The following is a 20,968-nucleotide window of genomic DNA, read 5'->3' on the forward strand; positions in this document are numbered from 1 at the left end:
CACATTACCAGCAAACATGGTTGGACCAGTATGTGACATGTGTTCCGCAGTAACTGCAATTACCTACGCAGGTATCTTAGCATACAGAGACACAGTAACTCAAATCTTAGGTGCTCCTGCAGGATTTGCACAAAGTATGGCATTCGAATCATTGTCCAATGTAACCAAATTAATGCAAGACGAAGGTATCGACAAAATAGATGATGCCCTTAACCCTGCTGCATTATTAGGTACTGCAGACTCAATGAACTTCGGATCCCTATCAGAACTCGTACCTACTATGCTAGATTATTTAGGTAAAGAAGAATAAGTTAATGTTGGATTAATTCCAACATTTTATTAACTTATTTTTTAATTGTTATGTAAAAATAGCCATTAAAAAATAAGTTAAGTTATTAGAGAATTATAGATAAGTTGGTGTTAAATTGATTGATGAAATTTTAGATAAAGCAAAACAAGGACAAGAATTAAGTGATGAGGAATTTTTAGAATTGTTAAATATCGACAATGATGAGGATTTGGAAAAATTGTTCAAGATAGCTTGTGATATAAGAGACAATCAATCAAAAGTAATCAAATTAACATCTACAGTGCACCTTACAAACAAATGCCAAATCCAGCCCAGATGTGAATATTGCGGATTTGCAGAAGAAACCTCTGAAAAGGGATACTATAATGCATTCTACAAATCCAACGATGAAATACTGACTGCAGTAAAATCCATCCAGGAAGCCCATATTCCACGGGTAAGCTGTTCTGGCGGATATGGATACAAAGGAAAGCAGGCCGTGAATGCCTGCAGAATCGTCAAAGGACAATCTGATTTGGAAATCCTTGTAAATGTTGGAGGGGACTTGACTGAAAAGTCTGTGCAAGAGTTGGCAGACCTTGGTGCAGATACAATCTGCTGTAACCTTGAAACAATAAATGAAGAAATATTCTATCAGAGAAAACCTGGGGACTCACTTGACCAAAGAATACTTACCTGTAAAAGGGTAAGCGATGCAGGTGTAGGATTGTCATCAGGTTTGCTTTTAGGTCTTGGTGAAAGCAAGGAGGATAGAATAAAGCACTTGAGATATCTTTCTAATTTTGAAACCTTGCAGGAGATTCCAATAATGGGATTCAATCCCTATGAGGGAACACCGATGGAAAATCATCCCGCATTTCCACTAAAAGAGCAGCTGAAGATGGTTGCGATAACAAGAATAATGTATCCTGAAATAACTATTACAATGCCTACTCCAACCGTAGGTCCGGAAAATGTGGAATTCTCACTCAGGGCAGGTGCAAACAACCTGGCAACTGTCATAGCCGACAATTATCCTCATGAAGTCAAGGGAGTGGGATCTCCTGAATACGGCAATTATTCTGAAGTTGTCAATGTTATTGAAAAGTTGGATTTGATACCTCAAACTATTTAATCTCTTTTTTTAAGATATGATAATATGGCATTTGAAAGGATGATAAGAAATGCATTTGAAGAGTCCGAAAACAATTGCAGGTTTGGAGACACTCTCGAAGAAATTGCAGAAATTCAGGATTACATAAAAAATGCTGAAAAGATATGCATACCTAATAAGGACGGAATCAAGGTCGATGTATTAAATGAAGTCCTAAAAGGATACGGGTTGCCCAAGGCGGAAATACTTCAAATCAACACCAATACTGCAGATACCAGTAGAATCCCGGCTCTTGCAAAGGCATACATTGCACTTGATCAAAGTGATGCAGATTTGATAATAGCCAGAGGACGTTTGGGAATTCCCGGTTCGGGGTCAATGCTTGTTTTCATTGACAATAAGGGAAGGATATTGACTGCAGGAATGTCCCCGTCACATGTGATTCATAAAAAAACAATTGAAGAAGCCGTTTACAAGGAAGCCTGTGAAGCTCTTGAAAAAATCGGTTTTGAAAAAGTAGAAGGTTAAATGATGAATGTTGATACTGGAATAACCTCCGAAGTGCTTACAATAAAATCTGAAATAAGATTAATAGATATTTTCAATGAAATCATTTCAAAAAAATCCGAAGCTGTTTTTGAATATATTGAAAGCCTGAATGTTGATGGGAATACAAAAATAGTTGTTGTCGGAACCTATTTTACAGGCCTTGGAATCGTCAAAAGATTAAGTGAAAAATATGAAAACATTCTTTTGATTGACATCTATCCTCATCTTGAAGAATTGCTGTATACTGATTTGGGAGGGGATTTGAAAAACAAAATCAAGTTTTCTTCAGACATTGACCAGATGTGCTCCGGTGATATTGTCATTGACACAACAGGCTTTGGCGGAATAACTCCTGAACAATCATCAAGATTAAATGTTGATGCATTCATCATAGAGGATCCCGTTGCTGAAGACAATGATGAACTTCTAAAAAATAAAAACAATATTCATGAAAGGTTGAATGAAGTTGATTGTTCTAATAAGGCAGTTATAAAAACCAGAGGAATAGACACCAAAACATCAGGGACAATGACATTGACAATCGGAGTTCTCACAAATCTCCTGAACAGATTTCTTGAAAAGGAAGGTGTGCTTTACTGTGCATGCGAAATGGGATTTTTTGAGGAGGTCATCTTCAAGCAAAAGGATGTTGATAAGTTCATTGAACTGACTGACACAAATGCATTTAAGGTATCAACAATCAAACCGTTCGATTTGGATGATTTGATTAGAGAAGAAATCGATAAAATAAATTCAGAAATGATTCTATGAAACTTAAAGAAATAATTGAATTTTTAAATGAGAAAATACCAAAATCCTTGGCTTTGGACAATGATGAAGTTGGATTTAAAAAGGACTATGATTTAGATCAGGAGATTAAATACATTAAACTTTATATGGATTTGCTGCCTCATCATGATGTTCATTGTGAGGATACTCTGATAATAACACATCATCCGCCATTGTTTGCTCCAAAAACACCCACATATACAATCCATTCAAATTGGGACATTATCGATGGCGGAGCCAATGACGCATTAGCCGAAATTTTAGGTTTGGAAGTCATTGATTATTTTGATGATTCAACAAGAATAGGAAGGGTTTGCAGGTCAAACAGAACATTCATTGATTTGAAAAAAACCATAATGGAGAAATTCACCAATGTTCGAATTGTAAACACTTTAAATGATGAGGATATTGTAAAAGAAGTGGGTGTAATCTCAGGTTTTGGCCTTAAAAATCCTAATTACATTAGATTGGCAAAAAATAAGAATTTGAACATTCTGATTTCTGGAGATTTGACTCATGAATGTGCAATACTTGCCGAAAATTTAAAGATAACCTTGATTGATTTGAACCATCATGAAAGTGAAGTTCCAGGATTATACGTCCTTGGAGATGTCCTGAGCGAACTTGACATTGACATAGAAATTATTGATGAAAGACCAATTGAAGTGCTGAAGTGATAATATGGAAGATGAAATTCAGAAAATGGAAGACAGACAGGTTCCTAGAGGAAGAATTGATCTGATAGGATGTGGAAGATTAGGTTTGAGGATAGCAATAAACCTGATGCAGGTTCACAGGGGAGGGCCTAAGACAATAGGTGCATTTGACGGTCAAAAGATTGACGGTGGCGATGTAATATTTACACTTTACGGTGCTGAAACAGGCCAATACAAGCCTGATTTCATAAAACAGCTCTGCACTCATGATGAAGAATTTAGAAATATCATAAGCTATCCTGAATTCATTGATGATGAAAACATTGACTTGATTGAAGGTGATGTGGTAATCATAGTTATTGCAGGTGGAAATACAATACCTACTGCCTCAAAGATAATAAAGTATGCTCATGAAAGGGGGGCCAAAACAATAGGAACTGCAGGAATATTCGGATTTGGAAATGAAGACATTGAAATTAAAGACATCTCAGAATATGATGACAATAATCCTGCGGTTGAAGAGCTGAGAAAAGAGGGAATAATTAAAAATCATCTTGTATTGACAACAAACAAACTGATTAGGGATAACGAACCTGTAACACCATACACTTTAGATGAAGTTGCAAAAATCATCACAATGAACGCATTGAAACTATTGAGAGATCAAAATGAAAAAAATAGCAACAGCTGAATGTTTCACCCATGGAAAAATCGGAATGGAACTGCATGCCCTTGCTCAAAGCTATGAGGGCAACTTCGGATGTGAGTATATCAAAGATATCTCTGATTATGGCGATTTTGATTATGATGAACTTAGCGTGACCTGCAGTCTGTTCATTCCCACAATCGAGGCTGTGATGAAAATATTGAATGTTGAAAATCCTCCAAAACCTGATAAACTAATCAAGGGAATTAAGGTCTATGATGAAGAGGGGGATAAGTCTGCAAGTAAAATCATGGCCTATGCAGTTAAAGATTTGAGCGGTTGTGATATTGCCGTTGGAACCACTGCTGGTGTGGGGCGTGGTGGAATAACTGTCATAACAGATGAATATGAAATCATAACCACTTCAGATGTTTATGCCGATCTGTGTGAAAACGATAGTGAAGCTTTGTTTAACCGCTCTGAAAGTGGAATTAGAAAAACATTGGAAATAATTCTGCTACTTTTAAATGGTCAAATCGATAAGATTCAATCTTTGGAAAATGTTCAAATTATGGAAAAATAACACATTTACATAAACTATTCCTAAATCTGTTTTTAATTTTTTGCATAATTTTACAGGCTGTTTTCTTGATGGATTTCCCATTATAAGTAATACTTTTAACAATTTTTATATGTTTTTAAGTAGTAATAATTTATAAAAAAGTATTACTAATTTATTTTAGATTTAGGAAATCCTTTTGAATAAAACTGGGTGTATATTAATTTAAAATAATAATAAAGTATTTTATTTTCATTTTTAATTTATTAAAGTTTTAATCAATGTTGATATTAAATTTCACTAAGAAATATTGAAAACTACATTTTTTTAAGAAGTAATACTTGCCAGAATCCAACTAGTCTGAATTTAAATAATTTAATTATAGGACTGTTAATTTCGCTTAAGAAAAAATAAACCCTTTAAAATTCGTTTTTTATTGATTAAAGACTTTAAATCAAAAGTAATACTTTAATAAAGTATATATGGTTATTACTACCATCTATATGATAGATTATTTAATTAAATCTTTTAATTGAGTAATTTTAATAAGAATTATTAACTTGTAGTTAAGGAGTATAATAATGAAAATTTATATGCAAAAAATTGGAATGATTAGGCAGGACATTAATCCTAAAAACTCATCATTGAATCTTGATATTGACTGGACAATTGACTATGTTCATAGGGATCCTAAAAATATTGGTTTCAATATTATAATCAAAACATTGAAAAATTTTGATTTGAATGTTAAGATTGAAGGAGTTCTTGAATTGAATTCCAATGAGGATTTCATTCAGGATGAGATTTCAAAAATAATCTTTCAAAAGGCATGTAGTGTTTTCATGGACATGATTTCTATAACTCGCCAATCAACCCATATCTTATCAAATTGCGAGGAATCATGGGGTCTTGACAGTGCCCATATTCAAAGTACTCTTTTTAACTAAAAATTTTGGAGATGTAATATGTTAGAAATCAAGCACACGTTATGCCCTTCATGCAGTGTTGGTTGCGGCATCAATGTGGTTTTAAAGGAAGGAGAAGTCGTCGGATCCTTTCCATACAAAAGGCATCCGATAAACGAAGGAAAAAATTGTGCAAATGGAAGAGATTCCATTGAAAATTATAAAAACAAAATCAAAACAGCCACAATTTCTAATTCTGAAACTGATATTGATAAGGCCATTGGTGAGGTTTTAAAGGAATTATCTTCAGCCGATGCTTCAACCGTTACAGTAATATGCTCTGGCAACAACACTGTTGAAGAGACTGAAGCCATAAAGAACTTTGCTGAATCCAAAAATTACAATATCGGATTTTTTGCAGACAACCTATGTAACATTGAAGATGTCGCTTCATATGATGACATTGAAAATGCAAAGACAATCTTAGTCATTGGAGATGTATTATATGATAATCCATTAATCGGAAGAAGGATCGTTCATGCAAAACAGAATGGTGCTAAAATTTGTGCTAATGGTTTGGAAAAATCAGTCACCGAAAACATTTCAGACGAATATTCAACAGACTCAGTTCAGGAATTTCTGGATGCGGCCAAAAGCAATCTTTACGAATCAGATTTAATAATATTCAATAAAGTTGATTCTCCGGATGACTTTGATAGGATAATATCAATTGTTGAAGATTCAAAATGTAAAGTATTGCCGGTATACAGCAAATCCAACACAAAAGGAACATTAAATTTTATGGAATCAAAATCTGAAGAAGATATGATTGAACTGCTGGATAACACTAAAGTTTTACTTGTTTTTAATGATGATATTGCAGATGAGATAGATTTCGATTTTTCAAGGATATCAAAAATAATAAGCTTTGCATACTGTGAAAACAACACTACAAAAATATCAGACATTGTCATACCTATTAAAGCATGGCTTGAAAAAGACGGATCATTTATAAATGCTATGGGAGAAACCCAAAGCTTCAAAGCTGTAGCTGAATCCGATACTCTAAGTGAAATTGAGGTAATTGAAAAATTAAATGGATAGGTGATGATAATGAGTTATGTTTTAGCAAAATCACAAAATGATGAAATACATAAAGCCGGAGAATGCGGAGGAGCAGTAACAAGCATCTTCAAATATCTGCTTGATGAAGGAATTGTGGATGGAGTTCTAGCTCTAAAACCGGTTGATGATGTTTATGATGGAATTCCAACTTTCATAACCAATTCAGAAGATTTAATTGAAACTGCAGGTTCATATCACTGTGCCCCTACAATGGTGGGTGACCTTATTCAAAAATATCTCTATGACAAAAAGGTTGCTGTTGCAGTAAAACCATGTGATATAAGGTCAATCCAGGAACTGATTAAGAGACACAAAATCAATGAAGATAATATTTTCACAGTAGGTTTGAACTGTGGAGGAACAGTCTCACCTGTTTCCGGAAGAAAAATGATCGACCTTTTCTATGAAGCAGATCCTGATGATGTCGTTTCTGAAGAAATTGACAAAGGTCAGTTTATCATAGAGCTTGCAGACGGTTCAGAAGAAGCTGTTAAAATCCATGACCTTGAAGAGAAAGGTTACGGTCGCCGTGACAACTGCCAGAGATGTGATGTGAAAATCCCAAGAAAAGCAAATATCGCATGCGGAAACTGGGGTGCAGAGGACGGATGGACATTCATAGAAATCAATGATGAAAAAGGACAACAACTAATTGACGGAGCAAAAAAGGCAGGTATGCTTGAGACAAAATCTCCTGCTGATGCTGCAGTTGAAGGAAGATCAAAAGTTGAAGGAATCATGAAAAAGATGGCTCAAAAGGCACAGGATGCAATGTATCCGAAAGTCAGTGCAATGGATGAATGGAGCCGTTGCATAAGCTGCTATGCTTGCCGTGACATCTGCCCAATATGTTGGTGCTTTGAAAACTGTGAACTGAACAAATCCTATTTTAAGGATGAGGCAAACATTCCACCAATCCCAATAGCATTTCAGGGAGTGAGATTGTCACACATGAGCTTTAGCTGTGTTGACTGTGGTCAATGTGATGATGTATGTCCGATGGATATTCCGGTTTCACTAATCTTTGACAAATTGCAGAAAAAATATTATAACAGAACTGGCTATGTAGCTGGAGTTTCAGATGATATTAAACCTCCATTATACAGTCCAGATAAAGTAGAACTATAAGAGGTGATTATTAATGTCAGACGAATTAAAAATAGTAGGTTTATTATGTAACTGGTGTTGTTATGGTGGTGCTGACACTGCTGGAACAGCACGTATGCAATATCCACCAAATGTCAGGATCATTCGTGTAATGTGTTCCGGAAGAATCAATCCTTCAATGATTTTCAAAGCATTCGAGGAAGGAGCAGATGGCGTATTTGTAGGGGGATGCCATATCGGTGATTGCCATTATGATGCAGGTAACTACAAATGGTCTAGAAGAGCAAAAATCGTGGAAGACATCCTGGAGGAATTTGGAATAGAAAAGGAAAGATTCCGCCATGAATGGATTTCCGCTTCAGAAGGAGAAAAATTCCAGAATACAATGAATGAATTTCATAAAACATTATCCAAATTGGGTCCTTTGCAATTGGAGTAAAAAAATAACTGGTCATATAGTAAATAGCTATTCAAATAGCTATTTGCTTTTTCCCTCTGATTGCCTTTCTAAGATTAGTGATTCGTTACTAATGTTAGAAAGGTAATTAAATAGAGAATATTTAATATCCTTTCAATTAATTATCTGATTATTGATATAATTCATCATTAGCCAGTAATAACATTCTGATGGCATAACCGGATTGTTATTATCTTTTCTCCATCAATATTTTGGATAATTAACAAAAAAAGAGATAATTTATTTTTAATAAGGTTATCTTTCACTGTCTAGAATAGCTATTGAAGCAAATCTCCTAAACTTTAATAGCTAATCTATTTTTATATTTTAATTACTGTTGTTCGAAAATCATTTTCATGTCATGTTGAAATAACCTAAAGAATTTTGGCTTTTTACCTTAATGGTGAAAGAATACTCCGACCTCTACAGGTCGGAGAGGTTCAAGAATGGTTATTATGAGAATTACAGTGTCATTATGATAATCTAAAAATATTTTTTACCTTCTAAAAAAATACACTCTAAAGTAAATATTGTCTTCACATTGAAAAAAACTACTTTACAAAGTAGATTTTATATTTTTTTTAAAAAAAGTTACTTTCAATAGTAAAAAATTTATATTAATTAAATCATATAATATAACAAGTGATGCCTATGATTAAAAGAGAACAATATCTTGAAGAAATACGTCCCTTAATTGGAAAAAAAATAATTAAAGTTTTAACAGGTATTAGACGTTGCGGCAAATCTACATTACTAAAACAAATTAAAGATGAACTGATTGAAATGGGAATTTCAGAGGAGAATATCCTAGAAATCAATTTCGATTCCATGCATTATCAGGATATTTCTAATAAAGATGATTTAACGGAATATGTTTCCAATTTCATAAAAAATTCCAATGAAAAATATTATTTACTTTTTGATGAAATTCAAAACGTTGAAGGGTGGGAAAGAAGTTTATCAGGATTCATCGTCGATTTTGATGTAGACATATATGTTACAGGGTCTAATGCAAAACTGTTATCCGGAGAGCTTGCAACATTCCTCACTGGACGTTACATGGCATTTGACATTTATCCGTTCTCATTTAAAGAGGTAATAGAAATCAATGAACAAAAAGGAAACACTGTTGAATTAAATAAACTTTTTGATGATTATCTGAAATGGGGAGGAATGCCATTCATACATGATGTAATTGAAAATCAGGACAACCAGAAAAAAAGGTACCTGCATGATGTCTACAATTCAATAGTCTATGAAGATGTGCTTAAACGGGCAAATGTAAGCAGAATTGATTTAATGGATAAGTTAATACGATTTGTGATAATGAATGTCGGACATCATTTTTCAGTTAAAAGTGTCTCAGATTATCTTAAAACAAGAGCCAAAAGGCATTCCAAACGTGAAACCATATATAATTACTTAACATATTTTGAAAATGCATGTTTTATCAACAGAGTGCGCAGAGAAAATATTATGGGCAAAGGCATATTAAAAACAAACGAAAAATTTTATTTAACAGATCATGGATTCAGACAAGCAATCTATGGCCACAACAAAAGAGATGCACAATTAATCCTTGAAAATATAGTGTATATGGAACTTATCAGAAGAGGATATGAAGTAACCATAGGTAATGTGGGCAAAAAAGAAATAGATTTTGTAGCCAAAAAAAATGGATTAAAAAGATATTTCCAAGTTTCCTACGAGGTTAATCAGGAAAGTACTCGTGATAGGGAATTTGGTCCATTACTAAAAATTAATGATAATTATCCCAAATATTTAATTACAAAAGATGATAATGAATACGATTACGAAGGAATTGAGAAAAAACATATAATTAATTTCTTGATTGAGGATTGGTGGGATTGAAATATTATCCTGCAATATTGTTGACATATTCTATTAGTAAGCAATATCTTTTCTATCTACACTACATTTTCTAGAAGTTATATTAATATTTTCTTTTCCATAAAGCCTTGATGATATTGAATAAATTAAAAATAGCTATTTATATATAATTTAAAAAAGTAAAATAATATTAATTAAATAATTGAGGTAGTTTTTTATGAAAACTCATGTTATAGTTGTACTACTTACCTCTCTACCTACTTTTTTTAAAAACTTATGCTAATTAAATAATCCTATTTGAAATATCTCATGATTTCCTCTATGCTTTGTCTGTGTTATGTTATTAATAACTTTTTTTCAATAAATTTCTAATACCCTAAGTTATATTTATTACTTGATAATATAATACATATGATATAGGTATATTTGATTTTTGAATATTATCATGTTATTATTTGGGATGTTTTAGTTAATGATTCCATGACTCATAAAAAAAGTTCCATTTTAAAGAGGAGGCTTCTGTTTGAATTTTTATGATGTTCAATTTATATTAGATTTAGAGGATTATGACTATTCTGTTATTGAGGATGGTTTCATTAAATCAAAGAATATTTTTAACTGGCAGTTTGATAAGAACTTTAATGCAACCCTGATTGATGGGGATATTGATTATCAAGTTAAGGATGTCTCTAATTTGGAAGGAAGTGAAACTGAAAGAATTATTGATTCCTTTTTTGAATTTACTTTTGACAATGCACTCGATGTTCCTCTCTATAGGTTTTTAGTTTTAAAAGACAGTAAAAGATTAAAAATCTTGGCAAACATCAGTTCATTAATATTTGACTATACATCCATAAATGATTTTTATGAATTATTCTATGATTTAAATAAATCTTATCCAGAAAAGGATTTGAATTCTTATTATAATGATTTTAGAGATTATTTAAATTCTACTGATTTTGAAAAGGATTCAACTTATTGGAGAAATTATATCCTAAATTCCAGCGATTATGTTAAGTTTTATAATCTGGGTCATGGTGCCTATAAAAAACAAATAAGCAATGTTGATAATGATTCAATCAATAATTTCATTAAGAATAATGATTGTTCTTTATTTGATTTTTATGGAAGCGTACTTTCATTGTATCTCTCCCGTATTGACAGAACTGAAGGATGTTTGTTAAAAACCATTATTCATAGTAAAAAGAATGATTTAGAGGCATTTGATAAAAATACATTTTTAAAAGTTAATGTCAATAATAATGACTATTTCAGTGATTTATTGAATGAATTTGATTCTGCTTTTAAAAATAGTATAAACCATGCAAAAATTGATGTTGATAATTATTTGGATGGGGATATATCTTATTATTCTGTTTATGATTTTAGTGATTTGAATGAAAACATTTCCGTTTATAACGGTGAGGATTCTGCTTTGACATTGAATATTTATGAAGGTTATTTGGAGCTTGTCTATAATTCTGATTTGTTTTCAGATGTCTATATTGAGCACATGGCTAGAAATATCGAAAGTTTAGTCAATAATATAATAAATTCTCCAGATCAGCTTGTTGGAGATATGGATATTCTTTCAAAGGAAGAAAAAGACTTGCTCACTAATTTTTGCAAAGGAGAGAGTGTTGTAGTTGATGAAAATAAATTCTTGCCTAATGCTTTTCGTGAAAATGCTATTAAATATCCTGATGTCGTTGCGGTGGATGATGGTATAAATAAAGTAACTTTTAAGGAGCTTGAAAAGTCAAGCAATTCCATTGCGTATGATTTAAAGGCGAATTATAATATTGGTCATGGTAGTCGGGTTGCTTTAATGCTTCCGAGATCTTATCATTTTCCGGAATTGGTATTGGCATTAAATAAGATTGGAGCCACATTCATTCCAGTTGACCTTTTTTATCCTTTAAAACGTATTGAATATATGCTAAATGTTAGTCAGGCCAGACACATTGTTACAACTGAAGCAATTGCAAATTCATTTGGTTTAAAAGAAGAAGTTATTCTTATCGAAAATTTAAATGACACTGATGATGTGGATGTCGATATTGAAACTAGTCCTGATGAATTATTCACAATCATATTCACATCTGGAACCACAGGGCTTCCTAAAGGAGTAATGGTTTCCAATAGCCAAATTCCGGGCGTGGGAGTTTCATTTAGGGAAATCTTCAACTATTCTCAAGGTGATATCATTGGCCATTATCTGGGTTTTACTTTTGTTGCATCATTTGTGCTATACGCTGCACTATATTTCGGAGGATGCTGCAGGATATTCAATGAACAGGAACAAAAGGACAGTTTACTTTTAGTTAAAGAGCTTAAAGAAAACCATATGAACAGCTTAATCTTACTTCCAAGCATTGGAATTCCAATTTATGAAAACGAAGATTTACAATTGGACTATTTGGTATTGGCCGGCGCAAAACTAAACGAATTAAGCAAAAAGGAAAGGCATGCAAAATTGGTCAATTTCTATGGGACAACAGAAATAATTTGTGGTGTAAGCAAGATATATGATTTAAAAGATATTGCTGAGGGTAATGTACCTTTGGGCAGTCCTGTTGCCAATTCATGGGTTTATATTTTAGATAAAAACAATAATCAAATGCCAATTGGAGTTCCTGGCGAAATATGTGTATCCAATAAGTATATAAGCCAGGGATATCTTAACAATCCTGAATTGACTGATGAAGTTTTCATGGACAATCCTTATTGCATTGGCGAGGATAATGAACGGCTGTATCACACTGGAGATATCGGATTTTATAATTTTGATGGTGAAATTGAAATTATCGGACGTGAAGACAATCAATTATCCGTTAGAGGATTCCGTGTAGAATCCGGCGAAATCTTAAATATAATGAATGGTTTCAGTGAGATTTCAGAGATATATCTGGATGTTGACAATGACACTCTGATTGCATATTATACAACCAACGACAATCTGAACATTGATGAAGTTAAAGAAGCTTTAAATATCAATTTGCCGTATTATATGGTTCCTTCCCTTTTCATAGAATTGGATGAGATTCCTTTAAGTGCCACTGGAAAAATTGATAAATCTTTATTAAAAACAGCTATAAATAATGAAGATATAGAAATGGCTGATGAGATTATTAGTTCTGTTGTAGATGCATTTAAAGAGGTTTTAGATCTTGATTTTGTTTTAATTGATGATGATTTCGTTGCTTTGGGTGGAAATTCATTGTCTGCAATGAAATTGCAGTTATTATTAAAAGAAAGATTAGGTGTTAATCTATCCTCAAATGAACTTTTGAGTCTCACCACCCCAAAAGACATTGCCAACCATATTAAATTTAATTTAAATGTTCATGCTACTGTTGATGAAGACAAATACACTTTTGAGGATTTGTGTCCTTTATCAGAATCTCAATTAAATGTTTATCTTGATGAAAGCGTCAATAACATGGGTACTGCATACAACAATTCATTTAAAATAGATTTCAAGGACAAATATTCTGTTGAGGAAATTAAAGATGCATTAGTCAAATTGTTTGATGTGTTCCCTGTTTTAAAAGCCCGTGTTTTAAATAAAGATGGGGATTTATCTTTTACTTTCGACGCAGAACCTGAAATTGTTGAAGGATCTTTAAATGATATAAGAACTTTTGTCAGAGAGTTTGAATTGGATAAGTACTTATCCAGATTCTTGATTGTGAATGATAATGGCTCAATTGTTCTTTGCGCTGATTTCCATCATTTGATTTTTGATGGTACTTCATTGAGCATATTATTAAGTAGGTTCATTTCAATTTTGGATGGCGATGATGTTGATTTTGTTGACAAGGGAGTTTTAAGACAAATTGCATTTGAAGAGATTGTAGATTCGGATTATATGGATGCTGCTCATGAATTCTTCGCTGGCATGTTAGCTGATGCAGATGAAGTTCACGAATTGCTGCCTTGCGTAAGCGGCGATGCTGAATTTGAAGTTGTTAATACTTTTGATGTTGGAATGGAATATTTAAATTCATTCCTGCAGAGTCATTCGATTACATATAACCAATTCTTCAGCAGTGTTTTTGCATATACTTTATCAAGATTCACAGGTTCCGATAAGGTTCTTTTCAATATTGTTGAGGATGGTAGAGGACATATTGATTTGTCTGAGTCTGTTGGAATGTTTGTTAGGACATTGCCTGTTTTGATGGACTGTAAAAATCAGGACGTTGATTCTTATCTTGAATATTCCTCTGATTTAATTAATTCCGCCATGATGTATGATTTGTATCCTTTCCGTCTTTTAGCCAATGAATATGATTTGAATTCAAATGTATTCTTCCAGTATTCGAACATTTTCAGTGATGTACTCAATGGAGGGGATTTGAAGTTCAGTGTTGATGAACTGAGCCATGATTTGAATGCAGATTTGGCTTTTTATATTTTCAATAATGGCGAGGATAAGCTAACGATTAGAATTCTATATTCATCAGTATACTCTAAAAGTTTCATGGAGCATTTTGTTGAATCCTATAAGTTGATTTTGCATGACATGCTTAAGGTAGATGTCTTGAAGGACATCAATTATACCTCTGAAGTTGATCTTGAGATTTTGGATGCATTAAATCAAACTGAGCATCCTTTGGATTATAATGATATTTTGGATGCTTTCAATGCCCATCTTTCCAAATATCCTAAAAATAAGTTGGTAAGTTGTAATGATAACAGTTATTGTTATGATGAAGGTGCTTTTATAGCTGATGTGGTATCAAGTAAGTTGAAGGCCATAGGTGTTGAAAAAGGAGATAATGTTGCATTTTTAGTTGAAAGGTCTGAATTGTACATGTTCTGTGTTTTAGGTATTTTATCTATGGGTGGTGTTTATGTTCCTTTGGATGATGCACATCCTGATGAACGTATTGAGTTCATGTTAAATGATGCTCAAGCAAGGGTTGTTATTGTTAGCGATGAGACTTATGAACGTGCTAAGAATTTAACAAATGATGATGTTAATCTTTTAAATATTTCTAATATTGTTAATGGAGAAATTGGAAGTTTATCTAATTTACCTATAACTTATGGTGATTTGGCCTGTATGCTGTACACCAGCGGTACTACTGGCCTTCCTAAAGGTGTTAAAGTTACAAGAAAATCCATTCTTAATTTATCCGCTGTTTATGTTGACAAATTTGACTTTGACCGGAATGATGTATATGGTTTGTTTGCCGATATCAGTTTTGACGCCGGTTCACAGGCAGTTTGTCAAACATTCTATGCAGGAGCATGTTTATCAATCGTTCCAGATGACATCAAGCTGAATGTCAATAAATTAAACGAATATTTCGTAGAACATGGCGTAACTCATGCAATGATTACAACTCAAGTTGGTAAACTCTTTATGGAAAATGTTGATGACACTTCGATGGAGGTTTTAACTGTTGGTGGTGAGAAATTAGGTGAATTTGAAAGCCCAGAAGACTATATTCTAATTGACGGATTCGGACCAACAGAAACATTTTCATTTGTAACATCAATTAACAACTTAGATAAAATAGATGCTTCATCAATTGGCAGATTAAATTACAATACCAAAGCTTACATTTTAGATAATGAACTAAGACGTGTCCCTATTGGTGCAATAGGCGAATTATGCATATCCGGTTTCCAAGTATCTGAAGGATATCTAAATCGTGAAGAAGAAACCACAAAATCTTTCATTAACAATCCATTTGACAATAATGATGAGTACAATATACTGTATCGTACTGGAGATATGGTAAGAGTATTGCCAGATGAGACATTAGCCATTGTCGGTCGTCGTGACAACCAGATTAAGATCAGAGGAAACCGTGTGGAACTCACAGAAGTTGAATCATCAATAAGAAGCATGACCAATGTTGAAGATGTTACAGTTCAGATAATTGAAAATAATGGAAATAATGAACTGGTTGCATATATTGTATTATCTGAAAGTTTCGATGATTCTGATTTGATTGATTTTGTTCGTGAACATGTAATTAAACATAAACCCGAGTACATGGCTCCTTCATATGTAGTCAAATTAGATGAAATTCCGTTGAATGTCAATGGTAAAGTTGACAAACGTGCATTGCCTGATGTGGATTCAAGTTGCTTACATAAAAAATATGTTGCTCCAACAACGGAAAATGAAAAAATTATCGTTGAAGCATTTGAAAAAGTATTTAATCATCAAATTGGTATTTATGATGATTTTCTTCGTCTTGGTGGTGATTCATTAACTGGAATCAAGCTGCTGTCTTATATTGACTCTAACGATGTTACTATGGCAGATATTTTTACTTTTCGCACTCCTGAGGCAATTGCAAGGAATATGTCTGATTTATCTTTTGATTTGGATCTTTATACTTTGGAAAGTGGTTGTCCATTGAATGCAGCACAGGTTAATGTATTTGCTGATGTGATTATTAATAATAAAAAGAATGCTTACCACATACCTCATTTTATTTCCATCCCTAAGGAATATGGTCTTGATAATATACTTGATTCACTGGATGCGTTATTGGATGCCCATCCAATATTATGCATGCGTTTAAGCGATATATATGAGGTAAATGATACAGAAGACGTAAGTAAGAGGAATGCTATTAAGGATTTAATAAGCACTACTAAAAAGTTCAAAATAGAAAACATCAGGAATATAATTGGTTCATATGGATTAGATGTAATTGGCATTTCCAATATGCTTAAATCTATCAAACATCTGTTTAAAGGAGAGTATCCGTATTTGGTAAAAGGAGATAAACCTCCGATTTCAGTGAAATCTAATGCTGATGAGAGTACCCTTATCGATTTCTTTTCTGAAAGTTTAGATTTATATAATTATTTGTCTAAGTTCATGATTGTTGAATATGAAGAATCATATTACTTGTTTTATCTGATTCACCACATCATCTTTGATGCAACTTCTGCAGGTTTATTTAAACATGATTTACAGGTTCTTCTCGATGGGGGTAGTGTTGATTTGGATGATACATTTTTAAAAACATCTGCTTTTTCACAGCAAATAAAAAACACTGAGAAATTCGAAGAGGCTAGAGAATTTTATCAACCAATATTATCTGATGTCGGTGATGTGGGTGAATTGTTACCTGACAATTCCTCTAAAGGGTATACTACTTCGTCTTATGATTTGGAATTTGACAAAGTTGCATTCAAGTCATTTTTAAATAAAGTGGGAATTGGTGAAAATGTATTGTTCACAAGCGTATTTACATATACTTTATCTCAATTTGTAGACAGTGATAAAGTCCTTTTTATGTTGATTGAAAATGGACGTGACAGATTCACAGATGAGTTCATAGGTATGACTTCTAATGTAATGACATTGGTTGCAGACTGTAAAGACAGAAGCATCAATTCATTTATGGAACATATGTCCCATCTTGTTTATGGGGCCTCAAGGTATAGTTATTATCCTGCCATTTTTCTTCATCAGGATCATGATTTTGAGGTTAACATCATGTTTCAATTTGTGCCTAATTGGATTGTAGATGATATTGAATTTGCTGATGTTGTTGAAGGCATTGATGTTGACGAATTCACTAATCAAGTCCTTGATATTTACAGTGATTTCTTAGTAGATTTTGGTGTTCAAATTTATCAATATGGTGAAACTTATAGGTTAATAATCATCAATTCCAACATGTATTCTGATAAGATGATAAATGATTTCAAAGATATTTATATTTCAGTTTTATCTAACATTATCAATGCAGATATGTCCTCCAATTTGAGTGATACATTAAAATAGTTTCAGATGAGAAAATTATGAGTTACGTGGTGAAAAAATGCTTGCAAAAAAGATGATAAGAGATATAATGAAACACAAAACCCAATTCTTGTCCATATTTTTAATGGCATTTTTAGGGATGTTTCTATTTGCAGGTATCTCAGGTGAATGTGTAGGTCTTGAGGTCAATGTAAACCATTATTACGAAGATACAAACCTAGCTGATGGCTGGATTTATTCGCCCTATTTAAATGATTTGTTTCTATATCAGGTAGACATTTTAGGTCCAACTACTCAAATGGAAAGGCAGTTGGTGGTTGATTCTGTAGCGGACTTTGAAAATAGTCCTGTAATAACGCTGCATTTTGTTGAAAACAATACAATATCCAAGTTTTATTTAATGGAAGGTGAACCATTAGATATTAATGATTCCAATGGTGTATGGCTTGATAAGGATTTTGCTGATGCTAAAGGCCTCGAAGTTGGAGATAACATCAGTTTTGAATCTGAAGGCTATATAATCGAAAAAGAAATTAGGGGATTGGGATATTCGCCAGAATATGTTTACCATGCTTCATCATTTTCAGTAAGACCTGATCATAACAAATCCGGATTTGCCTACTTGTCTTATAAAGCATTTCCAGGGGATACTGTCCCATACAATGTCTTGAATGTTAAGTTTGATGGTGAAGCAGAAACCTTTGAGGATTTAGTGGATTATCGTTTGAATGGCTATTACAATTCATTTGTGGACAGGTCAAATCATCCAAGTGTCCATCAATTTTCACAGGAAATTACAAAACATAAAATGATGGCGGACATTTTTCCAGTAGTATTCATTATAATTTCAATGCTCATCCTTTTAACAACAATGACAAGAATAATAGCACATCAACGCAATCAAATAGGCATATTAAAAGCCAATGGATTTAGAAACAAAACATTAACGATGCATTATATTTCCTATGGATTTTGGATGGTTTTGATTGGATCGCTTTTGGGTTTGATTTTAGGACCTATGACGTTGCCTAATCTTTTTTATCCTTCGATGATTGATTCATATCAACTTCCGTTATGGAGTCCTGCATGGAGCATGAATTTTGTTTTTGTAATGGTTTTAATAGTCCTGTTTTCACTTTCAGTTTCCTATTTTACCGTTTCAAGTATTTCAAATGAAAATCCATCAGATACAATAAGGCCAAAAGCACCTAAGGCATCCACTTCAGGAGCTATTGAAAAACTAAAGGTTTGGAAGAGATTGTCATTTAATATCCGCTGGAATTATAGGGATGCTAAAAGAAATAAGTTACGGGGATTGATGACTATCATAGGAGTTATGGGTTGCAGTGCACTTTTGGTGGGTGCATTTGGAATGTATGATGGATTAAATGATGTAAAAGAATGGAAATACGATCAGATTAATCATTATGACTCAAAACTGGTGATTGATGAGGATGCATTGACATCACAAGTTGACAATGTGGCTAGTGAAGTAAATGGCAGTAAAATAATGGAAGGAAGCATTGAAATTGAATCTGACACCATGAAAAAATCGGGTTCGCTTCTTGTTTTAGATAATACGCCTTTAATAACGCCAACAGACAAGGACTGGAATAGAATAGAACTTAAAGATGATGAATTTTCAATTTCACAAAAGATGGCTGATATGTTGGAAGTCGGTGTTGGCGATACAGTTAAATGGCATATTATGGGCTCAGATAATTGGGTTAAAACAAAAATTGATAAAATCCATGCAGATCCAATTTCACAGGGTATTATCATGTCTCCGGACAAATTAGATAAATTGGGTTTGAATAACACTCCTACAAGCATCATAACTTCCGAACAGGTGAATAAAACATTTGAAGGAATTAAAACAATCAATTCAATAAATGACATTGAAGATAGCTGGGATAAGATAACTGAAACAATGTGGCTTATAATTTTCGTGCTGATATTCTTTGCTTGCATTTTAGCAATCGTCGTATTATATAATCTGGGATTGCTGTCATTTACTGAAATTGAAAGAGAAATTTCAACCCTTAAGGTATGGGGTTTCAAAATAATGACTTAAGAAGATTGTTATTGACACAAAACCTCTTCTTTACTGTTATCGGATTTATATTGGGAATACCTTTAGGTTTATACATTTTGGAATTGATGTGGATGTCTTCAGGAGATGCATTTTACATAGTCCCTTCATTAACTGTTACAAATGTTTTATTGACTGCTGCAATAATATTTACATTATCAATAGTCGTGAACCTAATGTTTTCACGCAAAATTAAGAAATTGAATATGGTTGAATCTCTAAAACACCTTGAATAGTCAATTTTTTATCCGTTTAAAAAATAATTATTGTTTACTTCTTAAACTTTCTCAAATCAAGTTTCCAATTCTTTCCCGCCAATTACTTATCTGTTTCACCTCATTTAAGACCTTCATGAATCCTGAAAATTTCATGATTAATATATAAAAACAACTATGTAATCCAATTACAGCAAGCCCCCACTATACTCATTTGACTCCATACACATCAAGGAAAATACTGAGCTTAAAATAGATGAATCATACTGCAACTTTAGAAAACGTCCATTAAATATTTCATTCACTTGTTTATTGTCTGTTGGAATTAAAAAGGGTATTATGTTTCCAACAACAATCTGTGTTATTGCATTGCTTAAGTATTGTAGATGGGGGTATTAATTAAATAGCTATTAATTATATATAACTTAAAAATTAAATTATTAATTAATTAAATTAATTGAGGTTATTATATGAAAACTTATGCGATAGTTGTGCTACTTACCTCTCTAAACTACTTTTTTGAAACTTATGATATTAAATATTTTCAGGATACATTTGTTAAAACATTAACTGCTGCCACTGCCTATTGAAAACTTATTTTTTAAATGTATTGATGTGTAAAAGAAATGTGATGTTCAAAACTCTTGCAGTTAATGTTAATGATGTTCAATTAAATCAAATTAAACAAAGCAACTATTGTTTTTATTAGTACTGTCTTGTTGGAAACATATCTCATGAAATCTATTAGTTGCATTGGTAAATTATAAATATTTCAAATTCATTAATTTAGTGTGAGGTAATTAATATGAAGATTTTAGCTTTACAGGCAAGTCCTAGAAAGAAAGGCAATACCAATAGAGTTTTGGA

At 32.7% G+C, this 20,968-nt stretch carries 15 protein-coding genes; all 15 read left to right on the plus strand.

Features of this window, described 5'->3' with window-relative positions; all coding sequences use genetic code 11:
• Nucleotides 1-310, plus strand: a 310-nt coding sequence (locus ACJMLO_RS05995) for a 5,10-methenyltetrahydromethanopterin hydrogenase family protein (protein WP_405294905.1), incomplete at its 5' end; no start/stop codon positions are given.
• A 115-nt stretch (nt 311-425) separates the two neighbouring features.
• Nucleotides 426-1,424 carry a 5,10-methenyltetrahydromethanopterin hydrogenase cofactor biosynthesis protein HmdB gene (gene hmdB, locus ACJMLO_RS06000; protein WP_405294907.1) on the plus strand — a complete coding sequence of 333 codons (999 nt, stop codon included), beginning with the start codon at nt 426-428 and terminating at the stop codon, nt 1,422-1,424.
• Between the two features lie 24 nt (nt 1,425-1,448).
• Nucleotides 1,449-1,931, plus strand: a complete 483-nt coding sequence (locus ACJMLO_RS06005; RefSeq protein ID WP_405294909.1) for a DUF3236 domain-containing protein — start codon at nt 1,449-1,451, stop codon at nt 1,929-1,931.
• On the plus strand, nt 1,932-2,723 hold the full coding sequence (locus ACJMLO_RS06010; protein WP_405294911.1) for an SAM-dependent methyltransferase HcgC family protein: 792 nt from the start codon (nt 1,932-1,934) through the stop codon (nt 2,721-2,723).
• A complete protein-coding gene (locus ACJMLO_RS06015) occupies nt 2,720-3,418 on the plus strand; it encodes a Nif3-like dinuclear metal center hexameric protein (protein ID WP_405294913.1) in 699 nt (232 codons plus the stop codon). Before ACJMLO_RS06010 ends, ACJMLO_RS06015 begins: the two co-directional genes overlap by 4 nt.
• Before the next feature lie 4 nt (nt 3,419-3,422).
• Nucleotides 3,423-4,088, plus strand: coding sequence for a hypothetical protein (locus ACJMLO_RS06020; RefSeq protein WP_405294915.1), 666 nt, complete (start codon nt 3,423-3,425; stop codon nt 4,086-4,088).
• Nucleotides 4,066-4,626, plus strand: a complete 561-nt coding sequence (locus tag ACJMLO_RS06025) for a UPF0254 family protein (protein WP_405294917.1) — start codon at nt 4,066-4,068, stop codon at nt 4,624-4,626. Before ACJMLO_RS06020 ends, ACJMLO_RS06025 begins: the two co-directional genes overlap by 23 nt.
• A 557-nt stretch (nt 4,627-5,183) precedes the next feature.
• Nucleotides 5,184-5,549 carry a hypothetical protein gene (locus tag ACJMLO_RS06030; RefSeq protein WP_405294919.1) on the plus strand — a complete coding sequence of 122 codons (366 nt, stop codon included), beginning with the start codon at nt 5,184-5,186 and terminating at the stop codon, nt 5,547-5,549.
• A gap of 18 nt (nt 5,550-5,567) precedes the next feature.
• Complete coding sequence (locus ACJMLO_RS06035) at nt 5,568-6,611, plus strand: molybdopterin-dependent oxidoreductase (RefSeq protein ID WP_405294921.1); 1,044 nt, start codon at nt 5,568-5,570, stop codon at nt 6,609-6,611.
• A 3-nt stretch (nt 6,612-6,614) separates the two neighbouring features.
• Nucleotides 6,615-7,760 carry a Coenzyme F420 hydrogenase/dehydrogenase, beta subunit C-terminal domain gene (locus ACJMLO_RS06040; protein ID WP_405294933.1) on the plus strand — a complete coding sequence of 382 codons (1,146 nt, stop codon included), beginning with the start codon at nt 6,615-6,617 and terminating at the stop codon, nt 7,758-7,760.
• A gap of 13 nt (nt 7,761-7,773) precedes the next feature.
• Nucleotides 7,774-8,178, plus strand: a complete 405-nt coding sequence (locus ACJMLO_RS06045) for a hydrogenase iron-sulfur subunit (RefSeq protein WP_405294923.1) — start codon at nt 7,774-7,776, stop codon at nt 8,176-8,178.
• Nucleotides 8,179-8,847: 669 nt separating this feature from the next.
• On the plus strand, nt 8,848-10,068 hold the full coding sequence (locus ACJMLO_RS06050; protein ID WP_405294925.1) for an ATP-binding protein: 1,221 nt from the start codon (nt 8,848-8,850) through the stop codon (nt 10,066-10,068).
• Nucleotides 10,069-10,570: 502 nt separating this feature from the next.
• The gene (locus ACJMLO_RS06055; RefSeq protein ID WP_405294927.1) at nt 10,571-17,815 is read left to right on the plus strand and encodes an AMP-binding protein; all 7,245 of its coding nucleotides are present in this window, start codon (nt 10,571-10,573) and stop codon (nt 17,813-17,815) included.
• Between the two features lie 37 nt (nt 17,816-17,852).
• Entirely contained in the window at nt 17,853-19,868 is a 2,016-nt protein-coding gene (locus ACJMLO_RS06060; RefSeq protein ID WP_405294929.1) for an FtsX-like permease family protein, read from the plus strand.
• 11 nt (nt 19,869-19,879) lie between these two features.
• Nucleotides 19,880-20,122 carry a hypothetical protein gene (locus ACJMLO_RS06065; protein ID WP_405294931.1) on the plus strand — a complete coding sequence of 81 codons (243 nt, stop codon included), beginning with the start codon at nt 19,880-19,882 and terminating at the stop codon, nt 20,120-20,122.
• Nucleotides 20,123-20,968: the final 846 nt, after the last annotated feature.

The organism is Methanobrevibacter sp. (genome assembly GCF_045120835.1).
Lineage (GTDB): Archaea > Methanobacteriota > Methanobacteria > Methanobacteriales > Methanobacteriaceae > Methanocatella.

Excerpts from the sequence above, each read along its gene's own strand:
- ACJMLO_RS06025 (WP_405294917.1), top strand. The coding sequence starts at position 4,066 with ATGAAAAAAATAGCAACAGCTGAATGTTTCACCCATGGAAAAATCGGA.
- ACJMLO_RS06035 (WP_405294921.1), top strand. The coding sequence starts at position 5,568 with ATGTTAGAAATCAAGCACACGTTATGCCCTTCATGCAGTGTTGGTTGC.
- ACJMLO_RS06005 (WP_405294909.1), top strand. The coding sequence starts at position 1,449 with ATGGCATTTGAAAGGATGATAAGAAATGCATTTGAAGAGTCCGAAAAC.
- ACJMLO_RS06060 (WP_405294929.1), top strand. The coding sequence starts at position 17,853 with ATGCTTGCAAAAAAGATGATAAGAGATATAATGAAACACAAAACCCAA.
- ACJMLO_RS06010 (WP_405294911.1), top strand. The coding sequence starts at position 1,932 with ATGATGAATGTTGATACTGGAATAACCTCCGAAGTGCTTACAATAAAA.
- ACJMLO_RS06050 (WP_405294925.1), top strand. The coding sequence starts at position 8,848 with ATGATTAAAAGAGAACAATATCTTGAAGAAATACGTCCCTTAATTGGA.
- ACJMLO_RS06040 (WP_405294933.1), top strand. The coding sequence starts at position 6,615 with ATGATAATGAGTTATGTTTTAGCAAAATCACAAAATGATGAAATACAT.
- ACJMLO_RS06045 (WP_405294923.1), top strand. The coding sequence starts at position 7,774 with ATGTCAGACGAATTAAAAATAGTAGGTTTATTATGTAACTGGTGTTGT.
- ACJMLO_RS06015 (WP_405294913.1), top strand. The coding sequence starts at position 2,720 with ATGAAACTTAAAGAAATAATTGAATTTTTAAATGAGAAAATACCAAAA.
- ACJMLO_RS06030 (WP_405294919.1), top strand. The coding sequence starts at position 5,184 with ATGAAAATTTATATGCAAAAAATTGGAATGATTAGGCAGGACATTAAT.
- ACJMLO_RS06020 (WP_405294915.1), top strand. The coding sequence starts at position 3,423 with ATGGAAGATGAAATTCAGAAAATGGAAGACAGACAGGTTCCTAGAGGA.